Annotated in this window: 23 protein-coding genes, 2 tRNA genes and 2 pseudogenes; 14 read left to right on the forward strand and 13 right to left on the reverse strand. The window is 66.4% G+C overall.

Annotated elements, in window-relative coordinates:
* Positions 1-122: pseudogene (locus GGR24_RS15240) on the reverse strand (sulfate adenylyltransferase subunit CysD); the annotation flags it as partial.
* 591 nt (positions 123-713) lie between these two features.
* Here GGR24_RS15240 and GGR24_RS15245 point away from each other — a divergent pair.
* Both GGR24_RS15245 and GGR24_RS15250 read left to right on the forward strand, forming a co-directional pair.
* Entirely contained in the window at positions 714-1,082 is a 369-nt protein-coding gene (locus tag GGR24_RS15245; RefSeq protein WP_183396250.1) for a hypothetical protein, read from the forward strand.
* Positions 1,083-1,279: 197 nt separating this feature from the next.
* Complete coding sequence (locus GGR24_RS15250; protein ID WP_183396251.1) at positions 1,280-1,714, forward strand: GlcG/HbpS family heme-binding protein; 435 nt, start codon at positions 1,280-1,282, stop codon at positions 1,712-1,714.
* A gap of 167 nt (positions 1,715-1,881) precedes the next feature.
* Here GGR24_RS15250 and GGR24_RS15255 read toward each other — a convergent pair whose 3' ends face one another.
* On the reverse strand, positions 1,882-3,054 hold the full coding sequence (locus GGR24_RS15255) for a GSCFA domain-containing protein (protein WP_343066269.1): 1,173 nt from the start codon (positions 3,052-3,054) through the stop codon (positions 1,882-1,884).
* 607 nt (positions 3,055-3,661) lie between these two features.
* Between GGR24_RS15255 and GGR24_RS15265 the strand changes: the two genes are divergently transcribed.
* Complete coding sequence (locus GGR24_RS15265; RefSeq protein ID WP_183396254.1) at positions 3,662-4,003, forward strand: hypothetical protein; 342 nt, start codon at positions 3,662-3,664, stop codon at positions 4,001-4,003.
* Positions 4,004-4,210: 207 nt separating this feature from the next.
* Positions 4,211-4,516, forward strand: a complete 306-nt coding sequence (locus GGR24_RS15270) for a hypothetical protein (RefSeq protein WP_183396255.1) — start codon at positions 4,211-4,213, stop codon at positions 4,514-4,516.
* A gap of 50 nt (positions 4,517-4,566) precedes the next feature.
* Here GGR24_RS15270 and GGR24_RS15275 read toward each other — a convergent pair whose 3' ends face one another.
* Positions 4,567-5,421 (reverse strand): oxygenase MpaB family protein, encoded by an 855-nt coding sequence (locus tag GGR24_RS15275; RefSeq protein ID WP_183396256.1) that lies wholly within the window; start codon positions 5,419-5,421, stop codon positions 4,567-4,569.
* A 406-nt stretch (positions 5,422-5,827) separates the two neighbouring features.
* Between GGR24_RS15275 and GGR24_RS15280 the strand changes: the two genes are divergently transcribed.
* The 6 genes from GGR24_RS15280 (at position 5,828) to GGR24_RS15305 (ending at position 14,598) form a co-directional block, all read left to right on the forward strand.
* On the forward strand, positions 5,828-6,004 hold the full coding sequence (locus tag GGR24_RS15280; protein ID WP_183396257.1) for a hypothetical protein: 177 nt from the start codon (positions 5,828-5,830) through the stop codon (positions 6,002-6,004).
* Positions 6,005-6,444: 440 nt separating this feature from the next.
* Positions 6,445-7,371, forward strand: coding sequence for a hypothetical protein (locus GGR24_RS15285; protein ID WP_183396258.1), 927 nt, complete (start codon positions 6,445-6,447; stop codon positions 7,369-7,371).
* Between the two features lie 57 nt (positions 7,372-7,428).
* Positions 7,429-8,811, forward strand: coding sequence for a nucleotide sugar dehydrogenase (locus tag GGR24_RS15290; protein ID WP_183396259.1), 1,383 nt, complete (start codon positions 7,429-7,431; stop codon positions 8,809-8,811).
* Complete coding sequence (gene wecB / locus GGR24_RS15295; RefSeq protein WP_183396260.1) at positions 8,808-9,941, forward strand: non-hydrolyzing UDP-N-acetylglucosamine 2-epimerase; 1,134 nt, start codon at positions 8,808-8,810, stop codon at positions 9,939-9,941. Before GGR24_RS15290 ends, wecB begins: the two co-directional genes overlap by 4 nt.
* An 18-nt stretch (positions 9,942-9,959) precedes the next feature.
* Positions 9,960-13,679 (forward strand): glycosyltransferase, encoded by a 3,720-nt coding sequence (locus GGR24_RS15300; protein ID WP_183396261.1) that lies wholly within the window; start codon positions 9,960-9,962, stop codon positions 13,677-13,679.
* Position 13,680: 1 nt separating this feature from the next.
* Positions 13,681-14,598, forward strand: coding sequence for a class I SAM-dependent methyltransferase (locus GGR24_RS15305; RefSeq protein ID WP_183396262.1), 918 nt, complete (start codon positions 13,681-13,683; stop codon positions 14,596-14,598).
* A gap of 12 nt (positions 14,599-14,610) precedes the next feature.
* Here the strand turns inward: GGR24_RS15305 and GGR24_RS15310 are convergent, their stop codons facing one another.
* Positions 14,611-14,934 (reverse strand): hypothetical protein, encoded by a 324-nt coding sequence (locus GGR24_RS15310; RefSeq protein ID WP_183396263.1) that lies wholly within the window; start codon positions 14,932-14,934, stop codon positions 14,611-14,613.
* A 341-nt stretch (positions 14,935-15,275) separates the two neighbouring features.
* Here GGR24_RS15310 and GGR24_RS15315 point away from each other — a divergent pair, with 341 nt between their 5' ends.
* Positions 15,276-15,452: a hypothetical protein gene (locus GGR24_RS15315; protein ID WP_183396264.1), complete on the forward strand. Its 177-nt coding sequence runs from the start codon at positions 15,276-15,278 to the stop codon at positions 15,450-15,452.
* A 294-nt stretch (positions 15,453-15,746) separates the two neighbouring features.
* Positions 15,747-15,944 (forward strand): hypothetical protein, encoded by a 198-nt coding sequence (locus GGR24_RS15320; protein WP_183396265.1) that lies wholly within the window; start codon positions 15,747-15,749, stop codon positions 15,942-15,944.
* 442 nt (positions 15,945-16,386) lie between these two features.
* Here GGR24_RS15320 and GGR24_RS15325 read toward each other — a convergent pair whose 3' ends face one another.
* The 3 genes from GGR24_RS15325 to GGR24_RS17955 form a co-directional block, all read right to left on the reverse strand.
* Complete coding sequence (locus GGR24_RS15325; protein WP_343066270.1) at positions 16,387-18,426, reverse strand: TonB-dependent receptor; 2,040 nt, start codon at positions 18,424-18,426, stop codon at positions 16,387-16,389.
* A gap of 297 nt (positions 18,427-18,723) precedes the next feature.
* Positions 18,724-19,233, reverse strand: coding sequence for a hypothetical protein (locus tag GGR24_RS15330; protein ID WP_183396267.1), 510 nt, complete (start codon positions 19,231-19,233; stop codon positions 18,724-18,726).
* Between the two features lie 409 nt (positions 19,234-19,642).
* A complete protein-coding gene (locus tag GGR24_RS17955; protein WP_183396411.1) occupies positions 19,643-19,906 on the reverse strand; it encodes a DUF892 family protein in 264 nt (87 codons plus the stop codon).
* 187 nt (positions 19,907-20,093) lie between these two features.
* Here GGR24_RS17955 and GGR24_RS15340 point away from each other — a divergent pair, with 187 nt between their 5' ends.
* A complete protein-coding gene (locus tag GGR24_RS15340) occupies positions 20,094-21,083 on the forward strand; it encodes an HWE histidine kinase domain-containing protein (protein WP_246398546.1) in 990 nt (329 codons plus the stop codon).
* 25 nt (positions 21,084-21,108) lie between these two features.
* Positions 21,109-21,477, forward strand: coding sequence for a response regulator (locus tag GGR24_RS15345; protein ID WP_183396268.1), 369 nt, complete (start codon positions 21,109-21,111; stop codon positions 21,475-21,477).
* Between the two features lie 79 nt (positions 21,478-21,556).
* Here the strand turns inward: GGR24_RS15345 and GGR24_RS17490 are convergent, their stop codons facing one another.
* From GGR24_RS17490 to lon, 6 genes and pseudogenes are all read right to left on the reverse strand, one after another.
* A complete protein-coding gene (locus GGR24_RS17490; protein ID WP_210286229.1) occupies positions 21,557-21,763 on the reverse strand; it encodes a hypothetical protein in 207 nt (68 codons plus the stop codon).
* Positions 21,764-22,424: 661 nt separating this feature from the next.
* Positions 22,425-22,627, reverse strand: a pseudogene (locus GGR24_RS15350) (IS3 family transposase); the annotation flags it as partial.
* Between the two features lie 107 nt (positions 22,628-22,734).
* A tRNA-Asp gene (locus GGR24_RS15355) sits at positions 22,735-22,811 on the reverse strand.
* A 168-nt stretch (positions 22,812-22,979) separates the two neighbouring features.
* A tRNA-Val gene (locus GGR24_RS15360) sits at positions 22,980-23,055 on the reverse strand.
* Positions 23,056-23,138: 83 nt separating this feature from the next.
* Positions 23,139-23,414, reverse strand: a complete 276-nt coding sequence (locus GGR24_RS15365; RefSeq protein ID WP_183396269.1) for an HU family DNA-binding protein — start codon at positions 23,412-23,414, stop codon at positions 23,139-23,141.
* 229 nt (positions 23,415-23,643) lie between these two features.
* Complete coding sequence (gene lon, locus GGR24_RS15370) at positions 23,644-26,076, reverse strand: endopeptidase La (protein WP_183396270.1); 2,433 nt, start codon at positions 26,074-26,076, stop codon at positions 23,644-23,646.
* Between the last annotated feature and the right edge of the window lie 166 nt (positions 26,077-26,242).

Raw genomic sequence — 26,242 nt, forward strand, 5'->3', positions numbered from 1 at the left:
ATCGAATACAGCATCACAGGATTGCGAAACTCAGCCGCAACCTCACGGATGACGTGAATCGACTCCGACTCCAGCGCCCGCAAATGAGACGATAACGATGAAGACCGGATCCGCTCCGCCATGCTCTCCCGCCACAGACGCCTCGTCGGCGCGCCCGCCTGCGCCGCCGTGACCTAGAGGGTTAGCATGACCTCTTCCGCCCCGCAAAAAAAGATCAGGGACCGCGCGCGCCTATATTATGATCATCTGACAACTCAATCATGGGAGCCGCTGTTACGCAGCTTTCCGGCGACCTTTTCTTCTTGGGCTCGGAGCGCGAGGCCAAGGGCTTCCGCAAGGCGAGACCCGGTTACGGAAGGCGGCGCTGGAGCGGCCTCAACCCAGATCTCACCCATCAATTAAGAAGCATCGTCTAATAAGAGGGTCGGGGAGGCTGTGTCTCGCCCGCGTCCCTCCCTGATATCGAGGCGAGGCCCCGATGTGTCCCTCTCCGGCGCGCTGGACGAATTCCAGAACGGCGAGGCCACACACTCGCATCACCCAAAACCCTGCTCCGCTTTGAACAATTTTTACCAGTTTTATCAGGCGCCCGGTCGACCGCGAATTTACCAGATCGACGATGTGCTCATTTGAAAAGAAGCGCCCGCGCCTAGTTCCCCTGTCGGCGCAGGGACGTGGTCCCGCGCCGATGTGCAACGACAGTGGAGATAGGCATGAGTTTGACAGGGCAATTGGGCGATCTCCTGAGCACGGCGCTCGAGGACATCAGCGGGCCCGGAGGCGTCCTGGACGATCTGCTTCACAGCCCCGATCCGCTCGGCCTCGCCGGCGCGGCGGGCGACGGTAAAACCGTTCTCGGAGACATTCTCGGCCCCAGCGGCGTCCTCGACGACCTGACGTCGGGGGACGGCGGCACAGTCGGCGAGGTCCTCAAGGACATCGCCGGACCAGGCGGCATTCTCTCCGACCTGACCAATAATGACGGCCTCGGCGCCGGCCATCTGCTCGGCGAGGGCACGGTCCTCGAGAACCTCGTCGGCGAAGGCGGCACGGTCGACCATGCGCTGAGCCTGCTGTTCTGACTGCCCGGGGGAGAGCGGGTCCGGGGCGGCCCCTCTCCCCACCCGGACCGCCAGAGCGCCTGCAGCGCGGCCCGCGTTTCTGCTCGTGGGCCCCGCGGACGTCGCCGCGCCGCCGGCGGTCACGTCTCCGGGGCCACGGCTCGCAGCGCGGCGCGGCCGCCCTATCTCGCACGCATCACTGCGAGAAGGAGCATCCCATGCACGTCACGATCGAGAACGCCGAGCGCGCTATCGCGAGGGCCGTCGAGAAGGCCCGCGAGATCGACACCTTCATGTGCATCGCGGTGGTGGATTCAGGCGCCGACCTCAAGGCCTTCCGCCGGATGGACGACGCTTGGGTCGGCAGCATCGACATCGCGATCAAGAAGGCGAAGACCGCCGTGTTCTTCGGGATGCCGACGGGCGAGATCGGCAAGCTCTCCCAGCCCGGCGGCTCGCTCTACGGCATCGAGCATTCGAATGGCGGGCTGATCACCTTCCCGGGCGGCCTGCCGATCGTGGACGAGAACGGCGTGATGGTCGGCGCGATCGGCGTCAGCGGTAGTTCGGTCGAGAACGACCACGCCGTCGCCCTGGCGGGCGCGCAGGCGCTCGGCTCGGCGGAACTGCCCTCGCATCCCTGGCGAACCTGACGCCGCATCCGGCGCCCGCGGCGCCGGGCGCCGTTAAAGCAGCCGCACCTCATTGCGGCTTCGCGCCGCTTGGGTGGACGCTCTATGGTCAGCGTCCATCGCTGGCGACGCAAAAGCTCACTCCACCGCCGCCCGGTCGTTCGCCGGCGGCGGCAGGGACGGACCCGCTAGACGGCCTCGGCAGGAAGAAACGGCTTCAGCTCGTGAAGTTTGTCCTTCCGACCGGCGGCCTCCAGAACGGACACCATCCGCTTGGTGACCCAGCGCTTCTTGGCGGCCGTAGCCTGGTCGCTCAGGATGGCGTCAGCGGCCGAGAGGGCCCCCGCGAGTTCGACCTGAGCGTCCCCCATGTCACGGCCGACCAGCATCTCCCAGCCGCTCGCGTGGATCGCGGTGCGGGGGTTCTCCCGCGCTCTCCGGATGAACGACAGCGCTGACGGATAATCGCCGCCGAGCGCCAGGGCTCGGCCGCGGAGTATGTCCGCCCAGGCGCCGGGGTTCTTCTCCATCAGAATGAGCGATATGCGATCCGCGTCTTCGGCTTTCTTGGCTTCAACCGCCGACAGGCAGTAGGAGAGCCAGAAGGATCGGTCCTCCGCGAAATTCGATTCCAGGCTCTTGAAGGCGCTGAAGGCCGCCTCGGCGCGACCGGCATCAAGATCCGTCTTCGCCTTCAGATAGGCCGCGGTCACGTCCTCCGCCTCCGTCGCGTCCTCGCCGACGAAGTAACTTGCGAAGAACTTCTTCATCACGTCTCCGACCATGGTGTCCCGGACATGTCGGAGGTCCTGCTCCCAGGCCATCTCGGGAGGAGACATGGTCACGATCTCGTAGCTCGGGAAATAATCGACGAAGGAGCGCTTCTTCGCCATTTCCTGCGCGATGACGCGAAGGACGGCTTTGGAGTAGGCGTTGGCGACGATCACGTCGTCATCGGTGAACGTGCGGCCGAGCGGGACCGGCGACGTCGTAAGGATGACGTGGGCCGACGGGTTCACCTCGTGGATGATGTCGAGAGACGCCTCGACGAGGGCGCGGTTTTCCTCGAGGTCGAGCTGCCTGAACGCGAACCTGCCTGGATACTGCTTCTCCACCCGCGGCCCTGGACGGGAATTGATGTAGATGCCGAGTTCGTTGTCGTACCAGTGCTCAATCAAACCGAGCGTGATCACGACCACGGAGACATCGGCGATGCCGGCGAACAGAGCCCTGATCTGCCGTCTCCGCTCGACGCCGCGCTCCAGCGTCACGGCGGGGTAGTCAAACGGCAGCATGACGTCGTGGTAGCCGCCGTTCTTGTCCGTCGCGACAAGATATCTTTCGTCCGGAAGAGGCTCCACCCGCCCGAACGCGACGCGATCTCCAGATGGATCGATCCGGGAGTGTATTTTACGAGGAGATCGTTCCGCCTCGAGTTGGCCTTAAGCTCGCTGTTCGGAAAATCGAGGTCGTATGTCGCGACCCGGACGCCGGCCCGGCCCAGATACTCTTCGATGTTCCGGGCGAAGCAGGAGCCTATCGTGAAGAAACTGCTCTCTTTGGAAAACTTGAACCGCGGCGCGTGGTAGGGATCGCACCCCCCGACCAGTCGCGAGCCCGGCTCACGTTTCGGCCACTGGGAATGGAACAACTTCTTCCCGCCCTTCGAAGGTGAGCATTCGCTCATCTTGCCTCGCATCCTCCGATAGCAGACTGACGATGTGCCTGTGCTGGGCTGATATTGACTCTGCGCCTTGAGAAGCACAAGGCGCAGACATGGCGCGGGGAGCATGGGTGCGATTGAGCCCGCGTGCGGTCCGGCCGATTGCCTTCGCTGAACCTACTTCCGCTCCGCCTCTGCTTCGTCGAGGAGCGTCCCGCCGCGTCGTCGGCCGCGATCGGTAAGGAACCGTAAACCATCCGGGGGTTCCATCGGCTCTCGATCAGGCGACGATGGAGGTGACTCCCATGAGCACGATCAGCGTGGGCGAGATCATGGAGCTCGCGGCCGAGCAGGCCGCGCGCTACGCCGGTTCGGGAACGCCGGATCTCGATGAGCGGGTGGAGGCGTTCGTCGACGGGGTCGCCGAGGCGGTCGAGCATCCGACCGTCAATGTCGAGCGCTTCGCGGACTCCCTGTTCGAGCGGCTCGATTCGGCGATCATTCGGCTTGAAGCCTGCGCCGAGCCCCGCCGGGGACATCCGGAAGGCGACGAGCTGCAGCGCCAGAAGGTGTTCTTCGCCGCGGTCGCAGACCGCCTGAGCGCAAGGATGCAGCAGCGGCTGGACGCCGGGGGCGCCCCTCAGTGACCGGCCGCCTCCAGCGCGGCGCGCCGCGCGGCGGCGACCAGAAAACGCCCCTGCCGCGCCCGCGTGACCGGGGCGCCGTCAGCCGCTACCGGCCTGACCCGGTTTGCACGTTCCGGTAGCCCGAGCCACGCGCCTACGCCTTATTGATAGCGTCATCTCGGCGCCGATCGTGTGGCGGAATCGTGCCGTCAAATCGATACTTGTCGGATGGCAACAGCAGACATCGCCGGGCTGACCGCCTCCGCATACTCGCGCGCTCTCAGGTTCGCGGTCATCGGCGGAGGCGTTATAGAGGCCGACATAGCCTCGTTCCTTGCCGAGACCGTCGCGGTCGATCGACTGTCCGAGGAGGCGCGGGCGGAGTTCGCGTCCGGGCTCCGGCAGCGGGCCAGATTCCTCGCGGAACCTGATCCACGCGCGCCGCACAAAGGCGCCAACCCCGTCGGCCACGTGACCCACGACTATCTGATGCGGCTGGCGGAAGCCGTCGCGCGCAGTCCGGCGGCGAGCTAGCTTCCCGCTCCGACCGCCTATCCCCGAAGACGGCGCGCGCTTCCTGCGAACTAGGCCGAAGCCGCGGCGGCTCCTTCCTCCCGAAGCGCCCACCGGACGATCGCGGCCGTGCCCAGGGCCCCTGCCCTGATCGCTCTCTTCCGTCGCGCCGGAACACGGAACCCGTGCATCTCGGACGCCCAGCCGGGGAGCAGATCGACGCCCGCGCCCAGCATGAGGGAGCTGAACGGCGCCAGAGCCGGGTTCTCCGAGGGCTGGGAGAGCAGCGCGCGGGCCACCTGCCGCGTTCGCCGATCCCATCTGAGATCGGGCCGGATTGCTTTGAGATAACCCTCGATCTCGAGCCGCGTGGTCGGGACGGAGGTCGCGCCGAGATGCCGGGCGATGATCGCCGTCTCGGCGAAGTAGCGATCCTGCTCCGCCGCCGAAAGAGCGGGGTTCCGGTATCTGAGATATGAGCTCAGGAAGGAACGGACCTCCGCGACATGGACCCATGTCAGAAGCGCCGGGTCGCTTGCGCGATAGGGCGTGCCGTCCGGAAGCTCGCCATGAACACGCTCATGAACGTGGCGCACCCGCTCGATCAGCCGCAGCGCCTGATCGGTCGAACCATAGGTCGTGCCGGAGATGAACTGGGCCGTCCGGCGGAGGCGGCCGGACATGTCCCGCCGGAAATTCGAATGATCCCAGACCCCTCCCAGCGCCCCCGGGTGGAGCATCTGAAGCAGCAGCGAACTGACGCCGCCGATCATCATCGACGTGAAGTCGCGATGCACCCGCCAGGTCACTGAATCCGGCCCGAACAGACCCTGACCGGTTCGCGGCCCAGGCGCGGGAGCTTCGCCGGAGCCATGCCCGACGAGCCAGTGCACCTGGTGTCTGATAGCGCTGCGGATGGTTTGCATGTCGGGGATTTAGGTCGCTGCGTCGACTTCACCAAGCGGCCCGGGAAAGACCGGCTCCCGCGCCAGGCGACCGGCGCCGGAGGCGCCGAGGCCGCCGAGACGGCGCGGCGCGTCACTGCGCGCCTTTTCGGATCGATCCACTGCGCCGCCTCTTTCCGGCAGGGGTGTATTCGGGTACCCTTGGGCGAATTTCGTTCTTCACATCAGAATGGTCTCAGCGGTCCGTTACCCGCCGGGAGCTCAAGCTCCGGCTGGCGGGCGCCGAGACGCCGCAAAGGGCCATCGGCCTCTGCATGGCGGGAGCCGAATGGTCGCCCGGCGTCCGGGGGCGTGGCGGCGAACCCATGGTTCGGCTAGAACCGGCGATCAGGCCCGTCAGGCGGCCGGAAGGTGAAGGATCTCCCCCGTGAAGGAATACGAAGCGCTTCTTCAGCGCATGGAAGAGGAACAGGTGAAGATCCTGCAGTCGGCCGCCAAGGCCGGCGTCCTTCCGACCGACAACATGCTCGCGAAGATCGCAGACCTCGAGCTCGCGATCGGCGCGGTGGAAGCGCTTCTGGACAGCGACGCCGCCCGCTCCTGAGGAGCCGCCCTGCGCGCCCCCGGAGGCCGGCGGCGCGCACGCCCGGCCTTGCGCGCCGGGAAACCGCGACAGCCACATCGAGACGAGATCTCAGCGCTGGCCGGACGCCGGCGAAGACGTCATGCTCCAGGTCGAGCTTTGCGGCGCCGCCCCGGCAGGCGTCTGTCGCCGCTCGCCGACGCGGCTTAGCCGAACGCCCGGCGCGCCATCCTCTCACCGCCAGGCGCTGCGATCCTCACGGCGGGCCGCTCTTCTTTCATCAATGAGCGTGACGGCGCCGGCGCCGGCGAAGAGGATTCCTACGTAGTTTCCCTAAGTACTGTTCACGAGTGTGCGTCTTCCACGTCGGGCGCGTAGCGTTTCGCCTGAAGGCGCGGATCTGCACGTGCCGCGGAACTTTGGAGGGACCTGCGCGACGGTCGTCAGCGCCTTGTCCGGCAGTGGCCACTGCAGCGCCTTCGCCGCATCGCAAGCGCGCACGCCAGTGCGCGAGGGTCTCTGCCAGCGCTTTGTCGAGGAACGCGTTGAGCCTGATCGAACTCCTCCCGACGGACCCGACCCAGTTGCTCCTGGAGATGGACCAGGACTCGACAGGGATCTGCATCATGGGCGCCTGCCGCCCCGCCGCCTTCGATCGGCTCGCCGGCATCATCGCCACCGGACAGTGCATAAACCAGCACCTGTTCCTCCAGCCCGAGGAGCGGAACGACGAACTGGTTCATTACCGCGCCTGCCTCCCCGACGCCTGCCTCGACAGGCCGCTGCGGTTCGAGGCGGTGGAGAAATCCGGCTCCCGATCGCCTTGCTTCATGCCTGCGAGCGTCGGCGTGAGCTTGTTGCCCAACTGGGCGATCAGGCCCTTCACGCTGTCACTTGAGTATCGAGGCCCCCGCCCTGTCGCGGAGAACGAGGACAGCTGCCGCTGCTTCGTCCGCTCCATCGAACTTGGGGAGGAGCTCGATCTTCAGCTCGACTTCTCTCTCATCTCGCACGCGGCGCCCGCCGAAGACAGCGAACTGCACATAAGCGCACGTGACGGCGAAGAGCCGCCATCGACGTTCAAGGCGACCTCCGAGTCCGCAAAGCGCGTATTCCGCATCTCGACCAGGTTGCACCGGCATTATACCGGCCGCGACGCATGGCACATACGCGCCGCGATCCCGCTTTCGCCGACGTTTGGCGCGCTCGGATCGTACGACATGCATGTCAGCAGCCCGCCGCTCAGCGATCAGCACATATATCCCTACAACAGATACTACAGACGGAAATCATCTTCCTTCGCGGCCCTCGTCGGGTCCGAGCGAGTCTTGCGACATTTCGTGGATCCCCGCAGCGGCGCAGTGCAGCTCCACCTGTCCTGCGCCTGAGGACGCGCATGTCCTCGGCGGCGCCCAAGCTGAGATTTCGGACGATGGCCAAGTGACATGCTGAACCGTTCGGGGGCCGACGCTGCGATGGACGAGGATCACACGATCTGCGTGGTTGGCCTGGGGTATGTGGGCCTTCCGACGGCGGCGCTGTTCGCGCGGTCCGGCCTCCAGGTCGAAGGCGTGGACATCGATCCGGAGATCGTGTCGCGCCTGAGCCGAGGCGAAAGCTCCATCCAGGAGCCGGGCGTCGAGGAAATCGTGGTGGCGAGCCTGGCGAGCGGCCGCCTTCATGCGAGGATGTCCCCGCCGGACGAGGCGGATGTCTTTGTCATCTGCGTCCCGACCCCCGTCGACGCAAGCCACAGGGCCGACATGGCGTTCGTCCTGTCGGCGGCGCATTCGATCGTGCCCCGGCTGCGGCGCGGCAATCTCATCATCCTGCAGTCCACGAGCCCGATCGGATCCACGCGGATGATCGCGGAGCTCGTAAGGACGGCCGGGTTCGATCCCTACGATGATCTCGATATCTGCTACTGTCCCGAGCGGGTGTTTCCCGGGCACACGCTCGACGAGATGATCAATAACAGCAGGGTGATCGGCGGCTGCACGGAGCGCGCCGGCCAGAGAGCGCTCGAGCTCTACAAGCGTTTTTCGCTCGGCGCCCTGGTGGTGACTTCGTCTGAGGCGGCCGAATTCGCCAAGCTCATGGAGAACACCTATCGGGACGTCAACATCGCGCTGGCGAATGTCTTCGCCCGCATCGCCGAAGAAGACGGCATCGACGGGATGGAGGCGATCCGGGTCGCGAACATGCACCCCCGGGTCAACATCCATGCCCCGGGGGCGGGCGTCGGAGGGCACTGCATCCCCGTGGATCCCTGGTTTCTCATCGAGAAGTACCGCGAGTTCACTCCGCTCCTGCTCGCCGCCCGGACCGTGAACGACACCCAGCCGGTGCGCCTGCTCGACCGGGCCGAGCGGGCGGGGCTTCGACCGGAGAACGGACGCGTCGCGATCCTCGGCGTCGCCTATCGCGGGGACATCGACGACGCGCGGGAGGCGCCTTCGGAGCAGCTCGCCAAGGAGCTGTCCTTGCGAGGCTATCACTGGGAAGCCCACGACCCTCACGTCGGCATCTGGAAGACGCACGAAGGGAACCACCGCGTGAACCCCGATCTCGGCGAAGTCCTCGCGGGCGCCGGATCGATCTTCCTGATGACCGATCACACCGCCTACAGGAGCCTGACCACGGACGCTCTGGACGGCTTTCGCGGCCGCCTGATCGTCGACGGCAGGAACATGCTCGACCCGAGGCCGTTCGAGGCGCAGGGCTTCGTGGTCATACAGGTCGGGCGCCCGACGCCGCAGGCCGCGATCGCTGCCCCAGAGGCGGCCGAGCCGTCGGCGGAGTTGCTCGCCGGCGGAGCGCCGACGTGAGGATCCTGACCGTGATCGGCACCCGTCCCGAGGCCATCAAGATGGCCCCGGTGATCCGCGCCCTCAGCGAAGAGCCCTCGGTCACGCTCGGAGTGTGCGCCACAGGGCAGCACCGGGAGATGCTCGCCCAGGTCACGGACCTGTTCGAGATCCGCCCCGACTTCGAGCTGAACGTCATGCGCGACAAGCAGACCCTGACGCACATCACGGCGCGGGTTCTCGAAGGCGCGGAGGGGGTGATCAAGCAGTTCGAGCCGGACTGGGTCCTCGTGCAGGGCGACACCAGCACGGTTCTGGCCGCGGCGCTCGCGGCCTTCTACCAGAAGGTCAGGCTGGGCCACGTCGAAGCGGGCCTGAGAACCGGCAACGTGCTCTCGCCATGGCCTGAAGAGATCAACCGGAAGCTCGCCAGCCAGATCGCGTCGCTTCATTTCGCCCCCACGGGCACGTCCCGGGCGAATTTGCTCCGCGAGGGGATCGCGGACCGACAGATCGTGGTGACGGGCAACACGGTGATCGATGCGCTTCTCTGGGTCCGTGACAGGCTCGCTTCACGTCCCGAGATGAGCGCCCGCATCGAGGCGCAGTTCACCTTTCTGAGCAGCGACAAGCGGCTCATTCTGGTCACCGGGCATCGGCGGGAGAATTTCGACGGAGGACTGGATCGCGTCTGCATGGCCTTGCGGAAGCTCGCTTCGCGCGGCGACGTCGAGGTCATCTACGCCGTGCACCTGAACCCTGTGGTTCAGGAAGCCGCGAACAGGCATCTCAAGGGCATCGACAACGTCTTCCTGATCCCCCCGCAGGACTATCTGCCGTTCGTCTGGCTGATGAACCGGTCCTATCTGATCATCACGGACTCGGGCGGCGTGCAGGAAGAGGCGCCATCGCTCGGGAAGCCGGTGCTGGTGACGCGGGACACCACTGAACGCCCGGAGGCGGTCGACGCCGGAACGGTTCTGCTGGTCGGCACCAGCACGTCCGCCATCGTGGACAGCGCCACGCGGCTTCTCGAGGACCGCGAAGCGCGTGAAAGAATGTCTCTGGCTCACAATCCCTACGGGGATGGCCTGGCCGCCGGGCGGATCGTGCGGTCGCTGCTGACCGAGCAACCGGCCGCCGCAGCCTGAGCCGGAGCGGATCGGCCGATGCAGTCCCAGGCGCCGAACGCGGAACCCGAAACAGCGCCCCTGGACCGCGCCGAGACGACGACCTTCGATCTCGCAGATCCCGCTGATCCAGCCACGGGCGCGGACGCCCACATCAAGGGCGCGACGACCCGGGCCCGGATAGAAGCCGCTCTCCAGATCCTGGGTCTGGACGGTTACGCCTTCGCCTGCAGAACAGTTCTCTCCTGGGATGTCAGCCGCCGAAAGAAGGCGGCCGTGCTCGACGCGCTGTCGCAACGGCTGATCGATCAGGACGCCGACGGGCTTCTGGTGTCAGGCTGGCTCGCCGCCGCGTGCCGGCCCGACGTCGATCAGCTTCAGGCGGTGGCTCAGCGATTTCTGTATGGCGGGCACGTCGAGTCCGCCTCCGCGATGTTCGGAGCGATCTCGCTTCTGGCTCGCGAGCTTTCCGGCTCGGAAGCCGCGGAAGAGACGCTCGGCCCCACGGACATCGGCCCGGAACTCCAGCCCCCGGAGCGCGCCTTCGCGCAGATCATCCTCTCCAAAGCCCCAAGGCTGCAGCGGGCCAGGGAGATCGAGGACGTCGTCAAGAACGCTTCTTCGCCGCTGCGGCAGGCGCGCCTGATCGCCGGCTGGCTTGCCTTCGAGGCGCGGCCGACGGCGGCTCGCGCGTCTCGTGTCGCAAAGGCGCTGTTCAGGGCGGGCGAAGTCAGCAGCGCCGACGCGATCCTGCCGCGCGAGGACGGCGCCGTGGAGGAGATCGTCGTCTCGATACGCTCCTCGGCTCACCTGATGCGAACCGGCTTCGCGCTCCCGCCCCCCGGCTACCTTCCGATCCCCGGCCGCGGCGTGGCCTATGTGGTGGGCAGCGCGCCTCCCTATCACCTGTCGGGCTACACGGTCCGGACGCACGAGCTTCTCAAGGCCGCGATCGCGGCCGGCCACCATGTCACCTGTTTCGTCCGCCCCGGCTTCCCTTGGGATCGTCCGAGGCTGACCAGGCTTCACGGCTTCGTCCCGGAAGAGATCCCGACCCGCGACCACGAGGTCGTCATCGACGACGTGCGGTACGTGTTCACCTATCTGGCGTGGTCGAACGAAAATGCGGCGGAGTTCCACCGGGAGGTCGAACAGCGCCTGGTCGAGCGCTTTTGCGACGAGCGCCCGGCCATCGTGCAGGCGACCTCCGACTACAACAACGCGCTTCCCGCTTTCAGGGCGGCGCGGCGGGTCGGAGCGCCCTTCATCTACGAGATGAGGGGGCTCTGGGAACTCACCATGGCGGCGCGGCAGGGCGACGAGGACAGCGAACGCTTCCGTCTGTCGAGGGCGTTCGAGGTCGCGGTCGCGCAGGACGCCGATCAACTCCTCTGCATCACCAGGGGCGTCGCCGACGAGATGGCGGCCGGCGGGGTCGATCGCCGCAAGATCAAGCTGCTGCCGAACGCGGTCAATCCCGAGGCGTTCGCCGGCGTCAACGCAGCGGAGGCTCGGACGCTGCTCGGCACTCCCGCAGAGACTTTCCTGATCGTCTACGCGGGCTCCCTCACCTTCTATGAAGGTCTCGACGACGTCATCACCGCCACGGCGCTGTTGCGGGATCGGGGTCTCGACGCGCGGCTGCTCATCGTCGGCGACGGAACATACCGGCGCACGCTCGAGGCGCACGCCGCCAGCCTGAACGCCGAGCAGTTCGTGACCTTCCTCGGGCGCGTCGAGCCATCAAGAGTCTCGCAATATCTCGCGTCCGCCGACGCCGTGCCGATCGTCAGGAAGGCCTTTTCGGTCTGCAAGATCGTGTCTCCGCTCAAGCCGTTCGAGGCCATGGCTCTCGGCAGACCCGTCGTCGTGAGCGAGTTGGCCGCGCTCACCGAGATCGTTCAGGACTCGGTGACTGGCTTCGTGTGCCCCCCGTCCGATCCGCCGGCGCTCGCGAGACTGCTGGAGCGTCTGGCGCGCGCCGCCGGGCTTGGCGAGGCCGCAGGACGCCGGGCGCGCCGCTGGGTGGCCGCCGAGAGGACGTGGGAGGAGAACATAAAGGTCCTCCACACGATCTGGCGCGAGCTCGACGCAGCCTTCGCGAAGGACGATCGACCTTCACCGTTTCCGGGGTCCGGGGCGGTCGATGCTGCCTCCGGGATCGAGCTCGGGCCGGGTCGGCGGGAACTCGCGCGGACGCTCGCGGACGTCGCAAGAGAGATCCGGAAGAAGGACCCGATCAGGGCGATCGAACTCGGGGAGCGCGCCTTGCGCCTCGATCCCCGCCTCACGCGCCTGAAATGGCTGGTTGCGGTGATGTGCGCCGCCGGCATGCTGCGCCGCCCCGCGCAGCTCATCTCGCTTGCGGAACACGCCTGGGGGCGCGAGAGCCTGGCCGGCTGGCCTCTGGCGGCCGCCATCCGAAGCGCGTTGAAGGTCGCGGAGGATCGCGAGCTTGTCCCGCCGCGGCTTCCACGCCGGCCCGCGCGATCGGACAAGGTGGCGCTCTACCTGTCGGCGAGTTCGCTGCCTCATCACGTCAACGGCTACACCACCCGCACCCACAACGTCGTTCGCGCGGTTTCGGACGCCGGCTGGCAGGTCGTCGCGGCCACAAGGCCGGGCTATCCCCGGGGTCGAAGCGACGCGCCCGCCGTGACGGACGGCGCGATGACCTGTCCAGTGGATGATGTGGTTTACCACCGTCTCGCCGGGCTCCCCGCCGACGCCGCCCCCCTGGGCGACTACCTCCAGGACGCGAGCGAGAAGATTCTTGCGTTCGCCCGCAGCCGGGGCGTGTCCGTCATCCACGCGGCCTCGAACTATTTGAACGCATTGCCGGCGCTGATGGCGGCGCGAAAGCTCGGCGTTCCCTTCGTCTATGAAGTTCGCGGGCTATTGGAGCCTGGCGAAGTCCCGAAGAGCCCTACCCCCGCGTCTGATCGCCTCAACCTCATTCGGGACCTGGAGACGAGAGTGGCGCGGGAGGCCGACGTCGTCCTCACCCTGACCGAGGGGCTTCGTTCGGAGCTGGCCAAACGCGGCGTAGCCCCTGAAGCCATGTGGCTCGTTCCGGACTGCGTGGACGCACAGAAATTCTCCGGGCTCGAGCGCGACCGGAAGCTCGAGGAAGCGCTGGGCCTGCGGGGATGCTGCGTCATCGGCTTCATCGACTCGGTGGTCGACTATGAAGGGCTCGATGATCTGGTCGGGGCCGTCGCGGCGCTCGCAGCCGAAGGCCGGCCGCTCGCGCTGCTGGTGGTCGGGGACGGCGACGGCATGGCGCAGGTGCGGGAGGCGGCTTCGCGCTTCCCCGATCTGCGGTTCGTGGCGCCGGGGCGGATGCCGCCCGATCAAGTCCCCTCGTACTATTCCCTGGTCGATATCGCCGCGTTCCCGCAGCGACCCGCGCCGGCCACAGAGATCGTCGCGCCGCTGAAGCCGCTGGAAGCCATGGCCATGTCGAAGGCCGTCGTGGCGTCCAACGTGGCTGCGATCGCCGAGATGGTGCGGCACGAAGAGACCGGCCTGCTCTTCCAGAAGGGCGACGCGAGCGCGCTGCGCAGCGCCCTCGCGCGCGCGGTCGACGACCCCGAGTTGCGCCAGAGGCTGGGCCGCGCGGGCCGGGCGTTCGTGGAGCGGGAGAGGAGCTGGACCGTCGCGGGCGGCCTGATTGGCAGCCTCTATGATCGTCTGACGTCCTCGCAGCCGCCCGCTCACGCGCCTGCGCCCGGCGCGCCTCTGGAAGCGAGGCTGTAGAATGTCAGAAGCCGCCTTTCTCGCCGCCTTCGCGAAGGCGCAGGGCCTCGGAAGCGTGGAGGAGCTCACCGGGCAGCACGCGAAGCGCTACTCGTTCCAGATCAACAGTCGCGAACGCGCGCGCAAGGCGGCGACGCTGCTGCATGACAAGCTCGGCATCGAACTCGAGGGCCGGCGGGTCCTGGACGTCGGCTGCGCCTATGGAAGCTTCGCGATCGAGTTCGCGAAGCTCGGCGCTCAGGTGGTCGGGATCGACGTCAACGAGAAGTGGCTGAAGCTCGCCGACGAGAACGCCAGAGACGAGGTCGCCATCCCGTTCCTGCGCTGCGACGCATCCACCATCGTCGCCCGGGACATGCTTCGGGAGCATGGTCCGTTCGATCTTGTCATCGTGAACGACGTGTTCGAGCACATCTATGACACGGCCGGCGTGCTGGCCAATCTCACCGCCCTTATGCGCCCTCGCGCATGTCTGTACTACAAGATCCCGAATGGACTGGCGACCCGGAGCGTTCTGTCCGAAGGGCACAAGAAGGTCTTCGGAATATCGCTCCTTGCTCCGGACTACTGGCCGATGTTCGTGAGCGCGCCCTTCCAGATCTATTACAGGAGGTGGGAGTATTTCGAGGCGCTTTACGAGCGTTACGGTTTCGACATCAATGACTTCGTCCCCATCCATGACGACAGCGAGGCAACCACCAAACGCCACATAACCAATGATGTCGCGAGGATCCGACGGCGCCTCAAGCTGAAGAACTTCGAATCGCGGAAGCAGCTGAGCGTCGCCCGGGACGCATGCAGCTACTACTTCTCGGAGATCGCGAGCGATCTGGCCGACGAGCGCATGGAGTGGCGGCCCCTCTTCAAGAAGTACCGCCAAACCTTCTGGGAGGGAGCGCTGACCTACCGCGGGCCCTAAAGCGACAGGCCGTCAGCTCGCCGGCACCGGCTCCAGGCCGTCCTGGCTCAAGCCCAGCATGCGATAGAGGTCGACCGTCTGGGGCTTCGCCCCGGCGCCGCCACGGTCAGGGTCCGAGGGGACGGACGGGCTCGCCAGATGAGACGCCGCCACCTCCTCGCCGTCACAGGACACCGAAACATAGTTCGCGACGTCGAAGGTGTTCCGGCGGCCGGCTTCGCCGAGAGCATCCTCGGCGTTGGTCGCTCTGAGGAACAGGGAGCCGAGCCTGATCTCCTCCATGCCGGCCAGCAACCAGTAGGTCGCGGAGTACACGCCCGACATGCTCTCGCACATGGATGAATCTCAAAATCTTGAGGCGTCGGTCAATCCGCCAAGAAAACCCGGCGAAGGCTCAAACTGAGACAGTACCAGTTTTCATTGAGCGTCACGCCCGAAGATGCGCAACCAATAAACATTTGATCGCCACCCGTACTAAAATGCTGAAAGCGTCCGACCCTGGATCGCCCATGCGCCTCAGCCAGGTCTCGCTCCCGCGGCGTCCGTGTCTGCGCTCTGGCGTGAGAAAGCCGGCGCGTGGATCGGCAGGTGGTTCGGCTCGCACCCGCCATCCGCTAAGTTGGCGCCGAGGATTCATGCGGCGGCGCGGGTGCGTGGGCGAGGCGGTCGGAGGAGCGATGATGGTGAAGATCGTAGCCGTGTTCATCCTCGGCCTGATCCTAACCCTGGGCGCGCTCCACTGGGTCTCGCTGACCTATGGGGTCGACGACGAGATCACCATCCTCCTGGTCGTGAGCTTCGTCTACCTGACCGTCGGCACGGTGGTGATATGCTCGATGGCGTCCGATGACTGAGCGCCGGGCCTGACTGACCGAGGGCGCCCGCGCTTCCTGAACAGAGCGTCCGCCAGATCGCGCAGGCCTCCACAGGATCAGTGTCCTTGCACGGATGGACGTCCAGGCGCGGGCCATCGTCGCAGCGGTCGGCGTAGCGCGTGTTCGCGCCCTGCCCTTGTGACGTATTCCCACTGGAGCCCGCCGCGCGGCCGCGTTCCTGGGATCGAGATGACGATGTTCCTAGCCGCTTGTGCCATCCTGAGACACTGATGGATACTGCCGCAAACGGGTCGGCGCCCATGAGGAACGGTCGTGACATCCCTGACGGACGATGAGCGGGCGCGGCTGCGGGCGGAGATCGACAGGGAGAGGGGCGCGGCGCGGCGGCACAGGGCGGTCGCCGCGGCGATGCGCGCCGACGCTGACATCATCGAGCGGATGGCCGCGCAAGCCGACGAACATGCCGACCGGATGGAAGTCCGGCTGCAGGGTGAGACGGACGGCGCGTGACGCGGGCCCGGAGGGCCGCTGAGGCTGTCTTCGTCAGCGACGCAGTAGATCCCCGGACCGTGGTCTTCCCGTGCCTCAGCGGAGGCGTAAGCGCCCAGGTCGGCGCGTCTGGGAGGGCCGCACAGAGTGAATGGCGATTCGGATCAGAGGCGATTTCCGGACTTGCGCATTCGCCGGCTGGCGGAGGCGATCGCCGGTTCTCGCGGGGCGAACCCGAATCGCGCGACCGGGTCGCCCTCGCCTCGTCCCGCTGGAGACGCAACCGGCGATCGAGTTCCGCAAGGGCGGCGGAACGTCGGGGCGCAAACATGTGAGCGAGGAAGTCTGGGACACGCCGGTCCCCAAAGCCGGGACAGCGCTCTAGAGGTTCTGCCCAACCTCCAGAGAAGAATGGCGGGAGGTGGCGCGGTCCCCACGCGGCCAATCGGCGCCGCCATCGCCCTCAAAATCTCGCTCGCACGAAAGCCCGCACGTTCGCGCCCGGCAGAAGGATCTCGTCCTTCTTGAAGGACGCGGAGTTGCGCATGCGCTCGTCGAGAAGGTTGTCGCCAAGAACGCCGACTGTGACCGAGCTGATCTTTGTCCGGCGGTCGAATTCACGAGTATAGCTGAACTCCGCCTTCAGGTTGTCGTAACCCGACGTGCGCGTTTCCCGATCACCGGTCCTGTTCTGTGCGAAGGCGTGAAGCAGTGCGACGCGGGCGAAGAAACCATCCTGGCTACGCCAGAACAGGCCGCCGCCAAGCCGATGCGGGGGAATGCGCGGAACGTTCGTCCCGTCGGTGAACTTTGCGCGCGTGAAGTCGTATTGTCCCTCGACTCCGAAGACGTTTCGCCCGAGCGTCACGGCATCGAACTGGACGGCGAGCTCCACGCCATAGAACCTCGCGTTCTTCTGCGAGTAGACGCTTTGGTCGAACTCGTCCTCCTCGCCGCATTCATCGAACTCGTGGCCGCACTTCACGCCGGTCAGGCGACGGTAGATGAACCCGTCGAACCAGGTGTGGTAGGCGCTGGCGTCGAGCCGCAGCGGCCCCTCGGCACGTTTCAGGCCGAGCTCAAGTGACTTCGCCTTCTCGAGTTTGAGGTTCGGGTCGCCGATCTCGAACAGGCCGGCGGCGTGATGGGAGCCCCGCGAGAAAAGCTCGAGGCCGCTCGGGGCGCGCTCAACATACTGGCCGGTGAAGCTCGCCACGAAGCCGAGCGGCAGATCCTGGAGCAGGCCGAGGCTGCCGCTCGTCGGCGTGAAACTCCGCTGCGCGTTCCGATTAACTGGATCGGTCCCGTCCGGAACGAGCCCCGGATAGATAGTTGCGGCGCCGTCGACGCCGACATGCTCGATGCGGCCGGCGGCCTGGAACTTCAGGCCGTTGCCGAAGTCGATCTGCTCGAACACATAGGCGGCGATCGTCTTCGTGTCCGTCGGCGCGATCAGCCCTGCGCCTTCGCCCGATGTCTTCAGTTTGCCGCGTCCAGCCTGAACGCCGAAGGCGCCCGTCAGACTGCCGAAGGACAGGGCGGCCGGCGCATGCTGAAGCTCAATGCGGGTTTCGGCCGCGCGCTTCTTGAAGACGCCATGGACCACGTCCTCGCGAGCCTCGTGGCCGTGGTCATGGTCATGATCATGATCGTCTTCGTGCGCGTGCTCCTCCTCGAAACCGAGCTCGCGGTGCTTGTAGCGCGAGGCGTTGACCCAGAAGCGCACAGCCGAGAAGGGGCCGTCAGTGAAACGGTATTCGCCCTGCGCTTGTATCTTGTCCTGCTCCGGATCGAGCCGCGAGTTGAGCTCGGCCTGCTCGCCGCCGGGGATGTGGTAGAAACTGTCGAAGCGGCTGTAGGACAGCCCGACATAGCCCTGCTCGAAGACCTTCGAGAAGCCGACGGACCCGCCAGTCGAGCGCGCCGAGGAGTTGGCTTGCCGCCCGTCCGGCGTGTCGTAGTTTCCAGCCCTCGTGGCGAAGCCGTCGGCGTGAAACAGGAAGCCGTTCTGGCCCGCGTCGATCCGCGCAGCGGCTGTGCGCCCCCTGTCGACCGACGACAGGCCGGCGATCGCCTCCGCCGAGAAGCCGCCCGGCGGCTCAAATTGCGGAATCCGGTCGTTTTCGACGCTCACCACGCCGCCGATCGCCGAAGACCCGTAGCGCAGCGTCGCGGGGCCGCGGATCACCTCGATCTGGTCGGCGGAGAGCGGGCTCACCGGAACCGCGTGGTCCTCGCCCAGCGCCGACACATCGTGCACGCCAAGCCCGTTCTCGATGATCTGGACGCGCTGTCCCTCAAGCCCGCGGATGATCGGCCTGTCGGCCCCGGGCGCGAAGGTCGTGCCGGAAAGGCCCGGCCTGTCTCGCAGGGCGCCGCCGAGCGTCGAGGGCTGATTGCGCGTGATCTCGTCACGCGGCGCCACGGTCACGGGCGCGAAGACGTCGGCGGCGACCGGCAGGACGCCATTTAGATCCGGCGGCGGCCCGGCCGGTCTGTCCACGGAGATAATCGGACTTGGTCCCGTGACGGTGATCTCCTCAAGTTCCATGGCCTGCTGAGCGGACGCCCCTCCGCCTGTCGTCAGGACGAGCGCTCCCGCTGCGAGAAGGCACGCCTTCACGCCCGTTCCTTGCCTCGACTGCATGATGATCTAACCCCCGTTGACGCACCGGCTGACGGGCGATCGCGCCGATCGCCCGTCAGCCGAATTCAACGCGGCTCCTAACATGATGTAATGTTATAACGTAACATCTCCCGAGCCGGCTCTCGCAGACTGTCTCCTTCCTGCAACAGCAGCCTAGGCCGCCGCGCCGCGGTCGCGCGCCTTGGACGGCAGCGCGTTGAAGTCCGCGGTCGTTCGCGGGTCGAGGCTCGAGGCCGGCTTGTCGAGCAGGAGGACCGGAGCCCCGCAGAAGCGCCGCCGCGACTGCAACCTTCTGCCGCATGCCCTTGGAGAACCCGCGGAGGCGGCGGTCCCGCGTCGCCCCGCATCGGACGGCCGCAACACCGAGTCGCCGTTCGGGGGCGCGCCCGCCAGCGCGAGCAGATAGTCCGCGTCCGCGCGGGCGCTCAGATGCTCGCAGAACCCGACGTTCTCGGCGAGATAGGCGATCTTGCGCCTAGCGACCCCGGGTTCGGCGCCGAGATTGATCCCACAGACCGGGACCTTCCCGGCCTGCGCGCGCCCGAAGCGAGCAGGCCCGGCGAGGTGGTCGACTTCCCGCCGCCGCTTCCGCGGAGCCGTGACGCCGCCCGCCGCCGACAGGGTCCGGCCTCGCAAGACCGGCTGCGCCTCGGAGGACGGCATTCACGTCTTGCAGAGGGATCTATGGCATTTCGGACGATCTGGACGCCCGATGGTGCTCTTTGGCCAATAGCACAGCGGTTCGGGATTTCCTTGGCGTGGCCGGCCCTCCCGCAACCGCGTCAGCCCGGATTGGACATGAACCGGACATCGGTGACCGGAAGCCGCCAAGCTTCCCCGCTTGGCGCAGCCGTGACGTTCTCTGCGGAACAATGAGCGCCACGATTCATTGAGCCCTCGTTCAGTCTCAGACGAGGTCCGACATGACAAACACTCCTCCCGGTCACGGCGGTCAGGAGCCCGGGCTCACCCGCAGTGAACAGAAGACAAATCGAGGCGTGCTAAAGATCCTGATCGCGCTGCTCGTCATCGGCGTCGTCGCGGCGATCATCTATTACGGCTATGTCCAGCCTCAGGCGATCGAGGGCAAGCTTCTCTGACCCTGGCCGACAAGACAGGGAGCGGCGGTTGGAGCCCGCCGCACTTCCCCGCCAGTCTCCTCGCGATGCCGCTCCAACAACTGCCGGAGTTCGTCGGCCCCCTCGGACGTGCTCATCTGCCGAGGGCGCGACGGGATTTGCTTCTCGCCGTGAGCGATGTCCTTCAGCGTGTCGAGGAAGAGGCGCCTCTTCGCGACGATGGATTCTGCGAGAACAAAACGGGAGCAATGGCCGATGAAGAAGGACGGCCGCGGCCCGCCGTGGTCATGACGAGACTCGGCCCGCGGCGCCCGCGACCGTGTTAGCGATCGTCGCGCCGCCCGCGCTCGCGGCGCTCATCTGGTGGCGCTTGGGGTGGAGCTGCCCGCCGTTTGAGGCGGCACGGGTTTGTGACTACCTTCGCCGGACTTCTGCCGGGGCGCCATGATGAACGTTGAAGACCTCTATCGCATTCTCCGGACCAGCCACGTTCAGGCCCAGGGCATCGTCGACACGATCCCTGATCCGCTCCTGGTGCTCGACGAGAGCCTCCGGGTGCAGAACGCCAGCCGTTCGTTCTTCGAGACGTTCCGCGTCGACCGGTATGAGACCATCGGCCAGCAGCTCTTCACGCTGGGGAACGGCCAGTGGGACATCCCTGAGCTGCGTTCGCTCCTTCAAGACGTGATCCCGAGGAGCGTTGCGGTGGTGAACTTCCGGGTTGAGCACGACTTTCCGAGTCTCGGCCCCAGAACCATGCTCCTGACGGCGCGGACGCTGTTCCATCCGGACAACGCCGGTCACTTGCTGCTGCTCTCGATCGTGGACGTGACGGATCAGGCTCGGCGTGACGTAGCCAAGGACATGCTGTTCGGCGAGCTCCGCCACCGCATGAAGAACCTGTTGAGCGTCGCGCACTCGATGGCGCGGCTCACGCCGGTGGAGGACCGATCAGCGGAGGAATACCGCGAGGCTTTCCTGGGCCGCTTCGCCGCTCTCATCGCGGCGCAGGATATTGCGTTTGCCGAAGACAGCGCGGGTGACCTGAAGACCTTGACGGAGCGCGTCCTCGCCCCTTTCTCGGGTGAAGGCCACGGGCTTGTTATTGAGCCGGGCGAGCCGGTCGAACTGACCCCCAAGAGCCTCACGTCGTTGTCCCTCGTTTTCAACGAGCTGGCGACCAACGCCGCAAAATACGGCGCGCTATCGGCGGCCGGCGGTCGCGTGTCGGTCAGCTGGCGCATCGAGGATGGCGAGCGCCTGCGGATCACCTGGGCGGAGAGCGGGGGACCGGCTGTGGTCTCCCCCGATAGAAAAGGCTATGGGTCCGAGCTCATCCGAACGGCGATCTCCTACACGCTGCATGGGCAGCTGGGACAGGAGTACGCCAGCGACGGTTATCGAGCCGAGATCGCCGTCCCACTGGTGGAGTGAACTCCCTCCAAGATGAAGGGACGCCGTGCAGAGAACCGTGCTGATCGTGGAGGACGAGTTCCTCATCGCCATGCACCTGCAGCGGCTGCTCGAGGAGCACGGCTGGCGCGTAATCGGTCCGGTGGCGACGGTCCGGGCGGCGCTTCGGCTCCTGGAGGAGAAACTCCCGGACGTTGCGCTCCTTGACGTGAACCTCGGCCGTGAGATGGTCACTCCCGTTGCTGAAGCGCTCAGAGCGCGATCCGTGCCTTTCGCCATTGCGAGCGCGTATGAGCGGCCGGAGCGGTTCGCCGGCGAAGTGCTGGCGGGGGCGGTAAATGTCGGAAAGCCGGCGGTTGAGCGCCGTTTATTGGCTGCTTTGCGGCAGTTGATCGACCGGGAGCCGGTAGGCTGAAACGACGAAACGACCCGTCAGGCCGAATCTCCCAGTTGGTGTTTTTGCGAGCCAGGAGCGGCCGTACGCTCAGTCGGCCCTAATACATCAACCGTCGCAGCGCCTCAGCTTCGTCGCGAGGCGCGTTGATGACCGCCCGCAGGACAAGGGCGCGGCGAAGATGGACCGCCCCATTGGAGGCCGCCCGTTGAGCGGCGGCAGCGTCAACCTCCTGATTCAACAGGCTGACGCGTTCGTCGATATGGCTCTCGATCTCAGCGAGCTTGGCTTTGACGGTCGCAGGCATGCCGTTTGAAGGAACGGAGCTGTCCTTCGGTTCCTGCGCTGGCGTGGCATGAGGCTCCAGGCTGTGGCGCCGGCCGCACAGGCAGGGCCATTCCTCGGTTCGAACCGAGCGCCGCCGGCCTGGCGCTCGACGGGGTGGTCCGCGCGGAGGCGAGCTGGAGCGGCGACCTTGCAGCGCTGTCGGTTCTCGACCCACTCGCAGCGCCAGCCGGCGCGGCGCTTCCGAACCCGGACGTAAACGAGAAAGCCCGCCGTCTTCTCGAGACGGCGGGCCCTGGCTCAGGATGTGAAAGAGGTGGGGACGCTTTCCCTGAGCGCCGGTCTGATACCTCAACGAGCGGGCATGTGGCGTTGCGTTATCAAAGTGAGCAAGTGCGGCAGGGCACTGCGACGTGGCCAGCAGGTGCGGCGCCGGAATGGCTCGAACACGATCATGCCGAAGTCGGCGATCTCGAGCTGCGCGCAGATTTCAGCGGCGGTGGACGGTCCGGCTTGCCGAACGTGCCATGACGCGCTGCGCTGGCACTTCGCGAGCGCCCCCCGCTCAGGCCGCGACCAGCGCCGCGCGCGTGCCGCCAAATTCCGCTTTGATCCCTCGACCGCCATGCCCGCGACCCGCCTCATGAACCGCTCCGGATTCTCCGGAGGCCGATTCGTTTGAGTCACGCCGCGATAGCCGGCTCGCTCCGCATTGCGTAGTAGCGCTCTTCTGCTTCGGCTGGCGGGATTTTGCCGATGGGTTCGAGCAGCCGCCGACTGTTGAACCAGTCCACCCATTCCGCGTCGCGAACTCGACGGACCGCCAGGGTCCACGCCGGTGGACCACCTCGGCTTTGTGGAGGCCGTTGATCGTCTCTGCTGTCGCCGGCCGCATGAAGCGCCGGGATCGGAACGAATGATGTGCAAGTCGGAGTTACGCGGCTCCAAAAGTTGGAACCGGCTCTCGGAGTTCTGTCCAACTCCGAGAAATAATGGCGGGAGTGACGGGACTCGAACCCGCGGCCTCCGGCGTGACAGGCCGGCGCTCTAACCGACTGAGCTACACCCCCGAAACGGGCGAGCCCGTTGCGTGCGGCGGTTGGTAAGGGACCAGGCTGGGCGTGTCAAGCGGTCATCGCCGCTTGCCGCCTCCTTGTCCCCAGGGCGGCCGCCGCCGCCCTAAGATATTGAAAGACCGGATCTTCCGGTCTTATCGCGCATGGGGCGCACGGGCCCCATGGTGGGCGGTGACGGGCTCGAACCGCCGACCCTCTCGGTGTAAACGAGATGCTCTACCAGCTGAGCTAACCGCCCGATGGGCGCATGCTGCGCACCCGCCGCGAGGGCGGGTCGCGTCGGGCCGGGACGCTCTGATGAACGCCCCGCCCGAGCGGGGATCAGCCGTTGACGGCGTCCTTGAGAGCCTGGCCGGCCTTGAACTTCGGCGTGTTCGACTCAGGGATCTTGATGGTTTCGCCGGTGCGCAGGTTGCGGCCGACGCCGGCGGCGCGCTTCACCACCGCGAAGGTCCCAAAGCCCACGAGGCGGACTTCCTCGCCCTTCTTGAGAGCCGCGATGACGGCGTCGAAGGTCGCGTCGACGGCTTTCGCCGCATCCAGCTTCGAGAGGCCGGACGTCTCGGCGACTTCGGCGATCAGATCGGACTTGTTCATCGTTCTCTCCATTGAGCGACGACGGGACTCGGCGGGTGGCGCCGGCCCCGGAAAGAGGCGCGCACCCTTGATCGAAAAAGCAGCGGTGGCAAGGGATGGAACCCGAAAAAACGGTGAGATTCGAGCCTTTCGGGCGCGTCGAAACGACCAAAAAGGCCCGGGACGGGGTCCCGGGCCTTTCTTGTGTCACGCAGCGTGAAAGACGTGCCAGATTGGCACGCCCCTTTGATCAGTGGGCGCGGATCGCCGAGCCGTCCTCTTCGACCGCGGCGGGCCTCGGCGGCGCGGCGCGCTCCTCCTCCCACTCGATCGGCTCCGGCCGCTTCAGCAGCGCCCGACTCAGCACCTCGTCGATCACGCGGACAGGCACGATCTCCAGACGGCTCTTCACGCTGTCCGGCAGGTCCGCCAGATCCTTGGCGTTCTCCTCCGGAATCAGCACCGTCTTGATGCCGCCCCGCAGCGCCGCCAGGAGCTTCTCCTTGAGGCCGCCGATCGGCAGCACGCGGCCGCGCAGCGTGATCTCGCCCGTCATCGCGATGTCCTTGCGGACCGGGATGCCGGTCATCACCGACACGATCGCGGTCGCCATCGCGACGCCGGCCGAGGGGCCGTCCTTCGGGGTCGCGCCCTCCGGGACGTGGACGTGGATGTCCCGCCGGTCGAACAGCGGCGGCTCGATGCCGAAGTCGATCGCGCGGCTGCGGACATAGGACGCGGCGGCGGAGATCGACTCCTTCATCACGTCCTTCAGGTTGCCCGTGACCGTCATCTTGCCCTTGCCGGGCATCATGACGCCTTCGATCGTCAGCAGTTCGCCGCCGACCTCCGTCCAGGCGAGACCCGTGACCACGCCGACCTGGTCCTCGCTCTCCGCCTCGCCGTAGCGATAGCGGGGCACGCCGAGGTAGTCGGCGACCTTGGCCTCGGTGACCTTGATCGTCTTCTTCTTGCTCTTGGCGAAGACGAGCTCCTTCACCGCCTTGCGGGCGAGGTTGGCGAGTTCGCGCTCGAGATTGCGCACCCCCGCCTCCCGCGTGTAGCGGCGAATGACGGTGAGCACCGAGGCGTCGTCGATCGAGAACTCCTTCGGGCCAAGGCCGTGCTTCTTCATCACCTCCGGCAGGAGGTGACGCTTGGCGATCTCGAGCTTCTCCTCCTCCGTGTAGCCGGCGATGCGGATGATCTCCATCCGGTCCATCAGCGGGCCGGGGATGTTCAGCGTGTTCGCCGTGGTGACGAACATCACGTTCGAGAGGTCATAGTCGACCTCGAGGTAGTGATCGTTGAACGAGGAGTTCTGCTCCGGGTCGAGCACCTCCAGCAGCGCGGAAGCCGGATCGCCGCGGAAGTCCATGCCCATCTTGTCGATCTCGTCGAGCAGGAAGAGCGGGTTGGCCTTCTTCGCCTTCTTCATCGACTGGATGACCTTGCCGGGCATCGAGCCGATATAGGTGCGCCGGTGACCACGGATCTCGGCCTCGTCGCGCACGCCGCCGAGCGACATGCGGACATATTCGCGGCCGGTCGCCTTGGCGATCGACTTGGCGAGCGAGGTCTTGCCCACGCCGGGAGGGCCGACGAGGCACAGGATCGGGCCGGTCAGCTTGTTCGCCCGGCTCTGCACCGCCAGGTACTCGATGATCCGCTCCTTGACCTTCTCGAGGCCGAAGTGATCCGCCTCGAGGATCTTCTCGGCCGCCGGCAGGTCCTTCTTGACCTTCGACTTGACGCCCCACGGGATCGACAGCAGCCAGTCCAGATAGTTCCGGACGACCGTCGCCTCGGCGGACATCGGGCTCATCTGCCGGAGCTTCTTGAACTCGGCGTCGGCCTTCTCGCGGGCTTCCTTGGAGAGCTTGGTCTTGGCGATCCGCTCCTCGAGCTCGGCGAGGTCGTCACGACCCTCGTCGTCGCCGAGCTCCTTCTGGATCGCCTTCATCTGCTCGTTCAGGTAGTACTCGCGCTGCGTCTTCTCCATCTGGCGCTTGACGCGCGTGCGGATGCGCTTCTCGACCTGCAGGACCGAGACCTCGCTCTCCATGAGCGACAGCACCCGCTCGAGCCGCTCCAGGACGTCGAGCAGTTCCAGCACCGACTGCTTCTCGGGGATCTTGACCGCGAGGTGCGAGGCGATGGTGTCGGCGAGCTTGGAGGCGTCCTCGATCTGCGTGACGGCGCTGACGACCTCGGGCGAGACCTTCTTGTTCAGCTTCACGTAGTTCTCGAAGTCGGACACGACCGAGCGCGCCAGCGCCTCGACCTCGACCGGCTTCTCGATCACGTCCTCGACGGCCTCGACGCGCGCCTCGAAGAACTCCTTGCGGTCGGTGTATTCGACCACCCGGCCGCGCGACTGCCCCTCGACCAGCACCTTGACGGTGCCGTCCGGGAGCTTGAGCAGCTGCAGCACGGAAGCGAGCGTTCCGATCTCGTAGATCGCGTCAGGCGCCGGATCGTCGTCCGTCGCGTTCTTCTGGGTCGCGAGCAGGATCGGCTTGTCCGCCTTCATCACCTCTTCGAGAGCGCGGATGGATTTCTCGCGTCCCACGAAGAGCGGCACGATCATGTGCGGGAAGACCACGATGTCGCGCAGCGGCAGCACTGGATGGACGTCGGCTTCGCCCGGCTTGACGGGCGCGCGCGATTTGGCGGCGGTCATACTCTGATCCTTTCAACGACGCGCGCCGGGGAGGACGGCGGCGCCTTGCGCGGCGCGGACTTGTCGCGGCCCATCTGGCCCCGCGACGTCCGCCCTTGGGGGGTGCGCCGAACACCAAGCGGACTCGGAGGTCGCGGCGCGTTGTCGATTAGGTGGCCCCCACCCC

Source organism: Hansschlegelia beijingensis (assembly GCF_014196425.1).
Lineage (GTDB): Bacteria > Pseudomonadota > Alphaproteobacteria > Rhizobiales > Methylopilaceae > Methylopila > Methylopila beijingensis.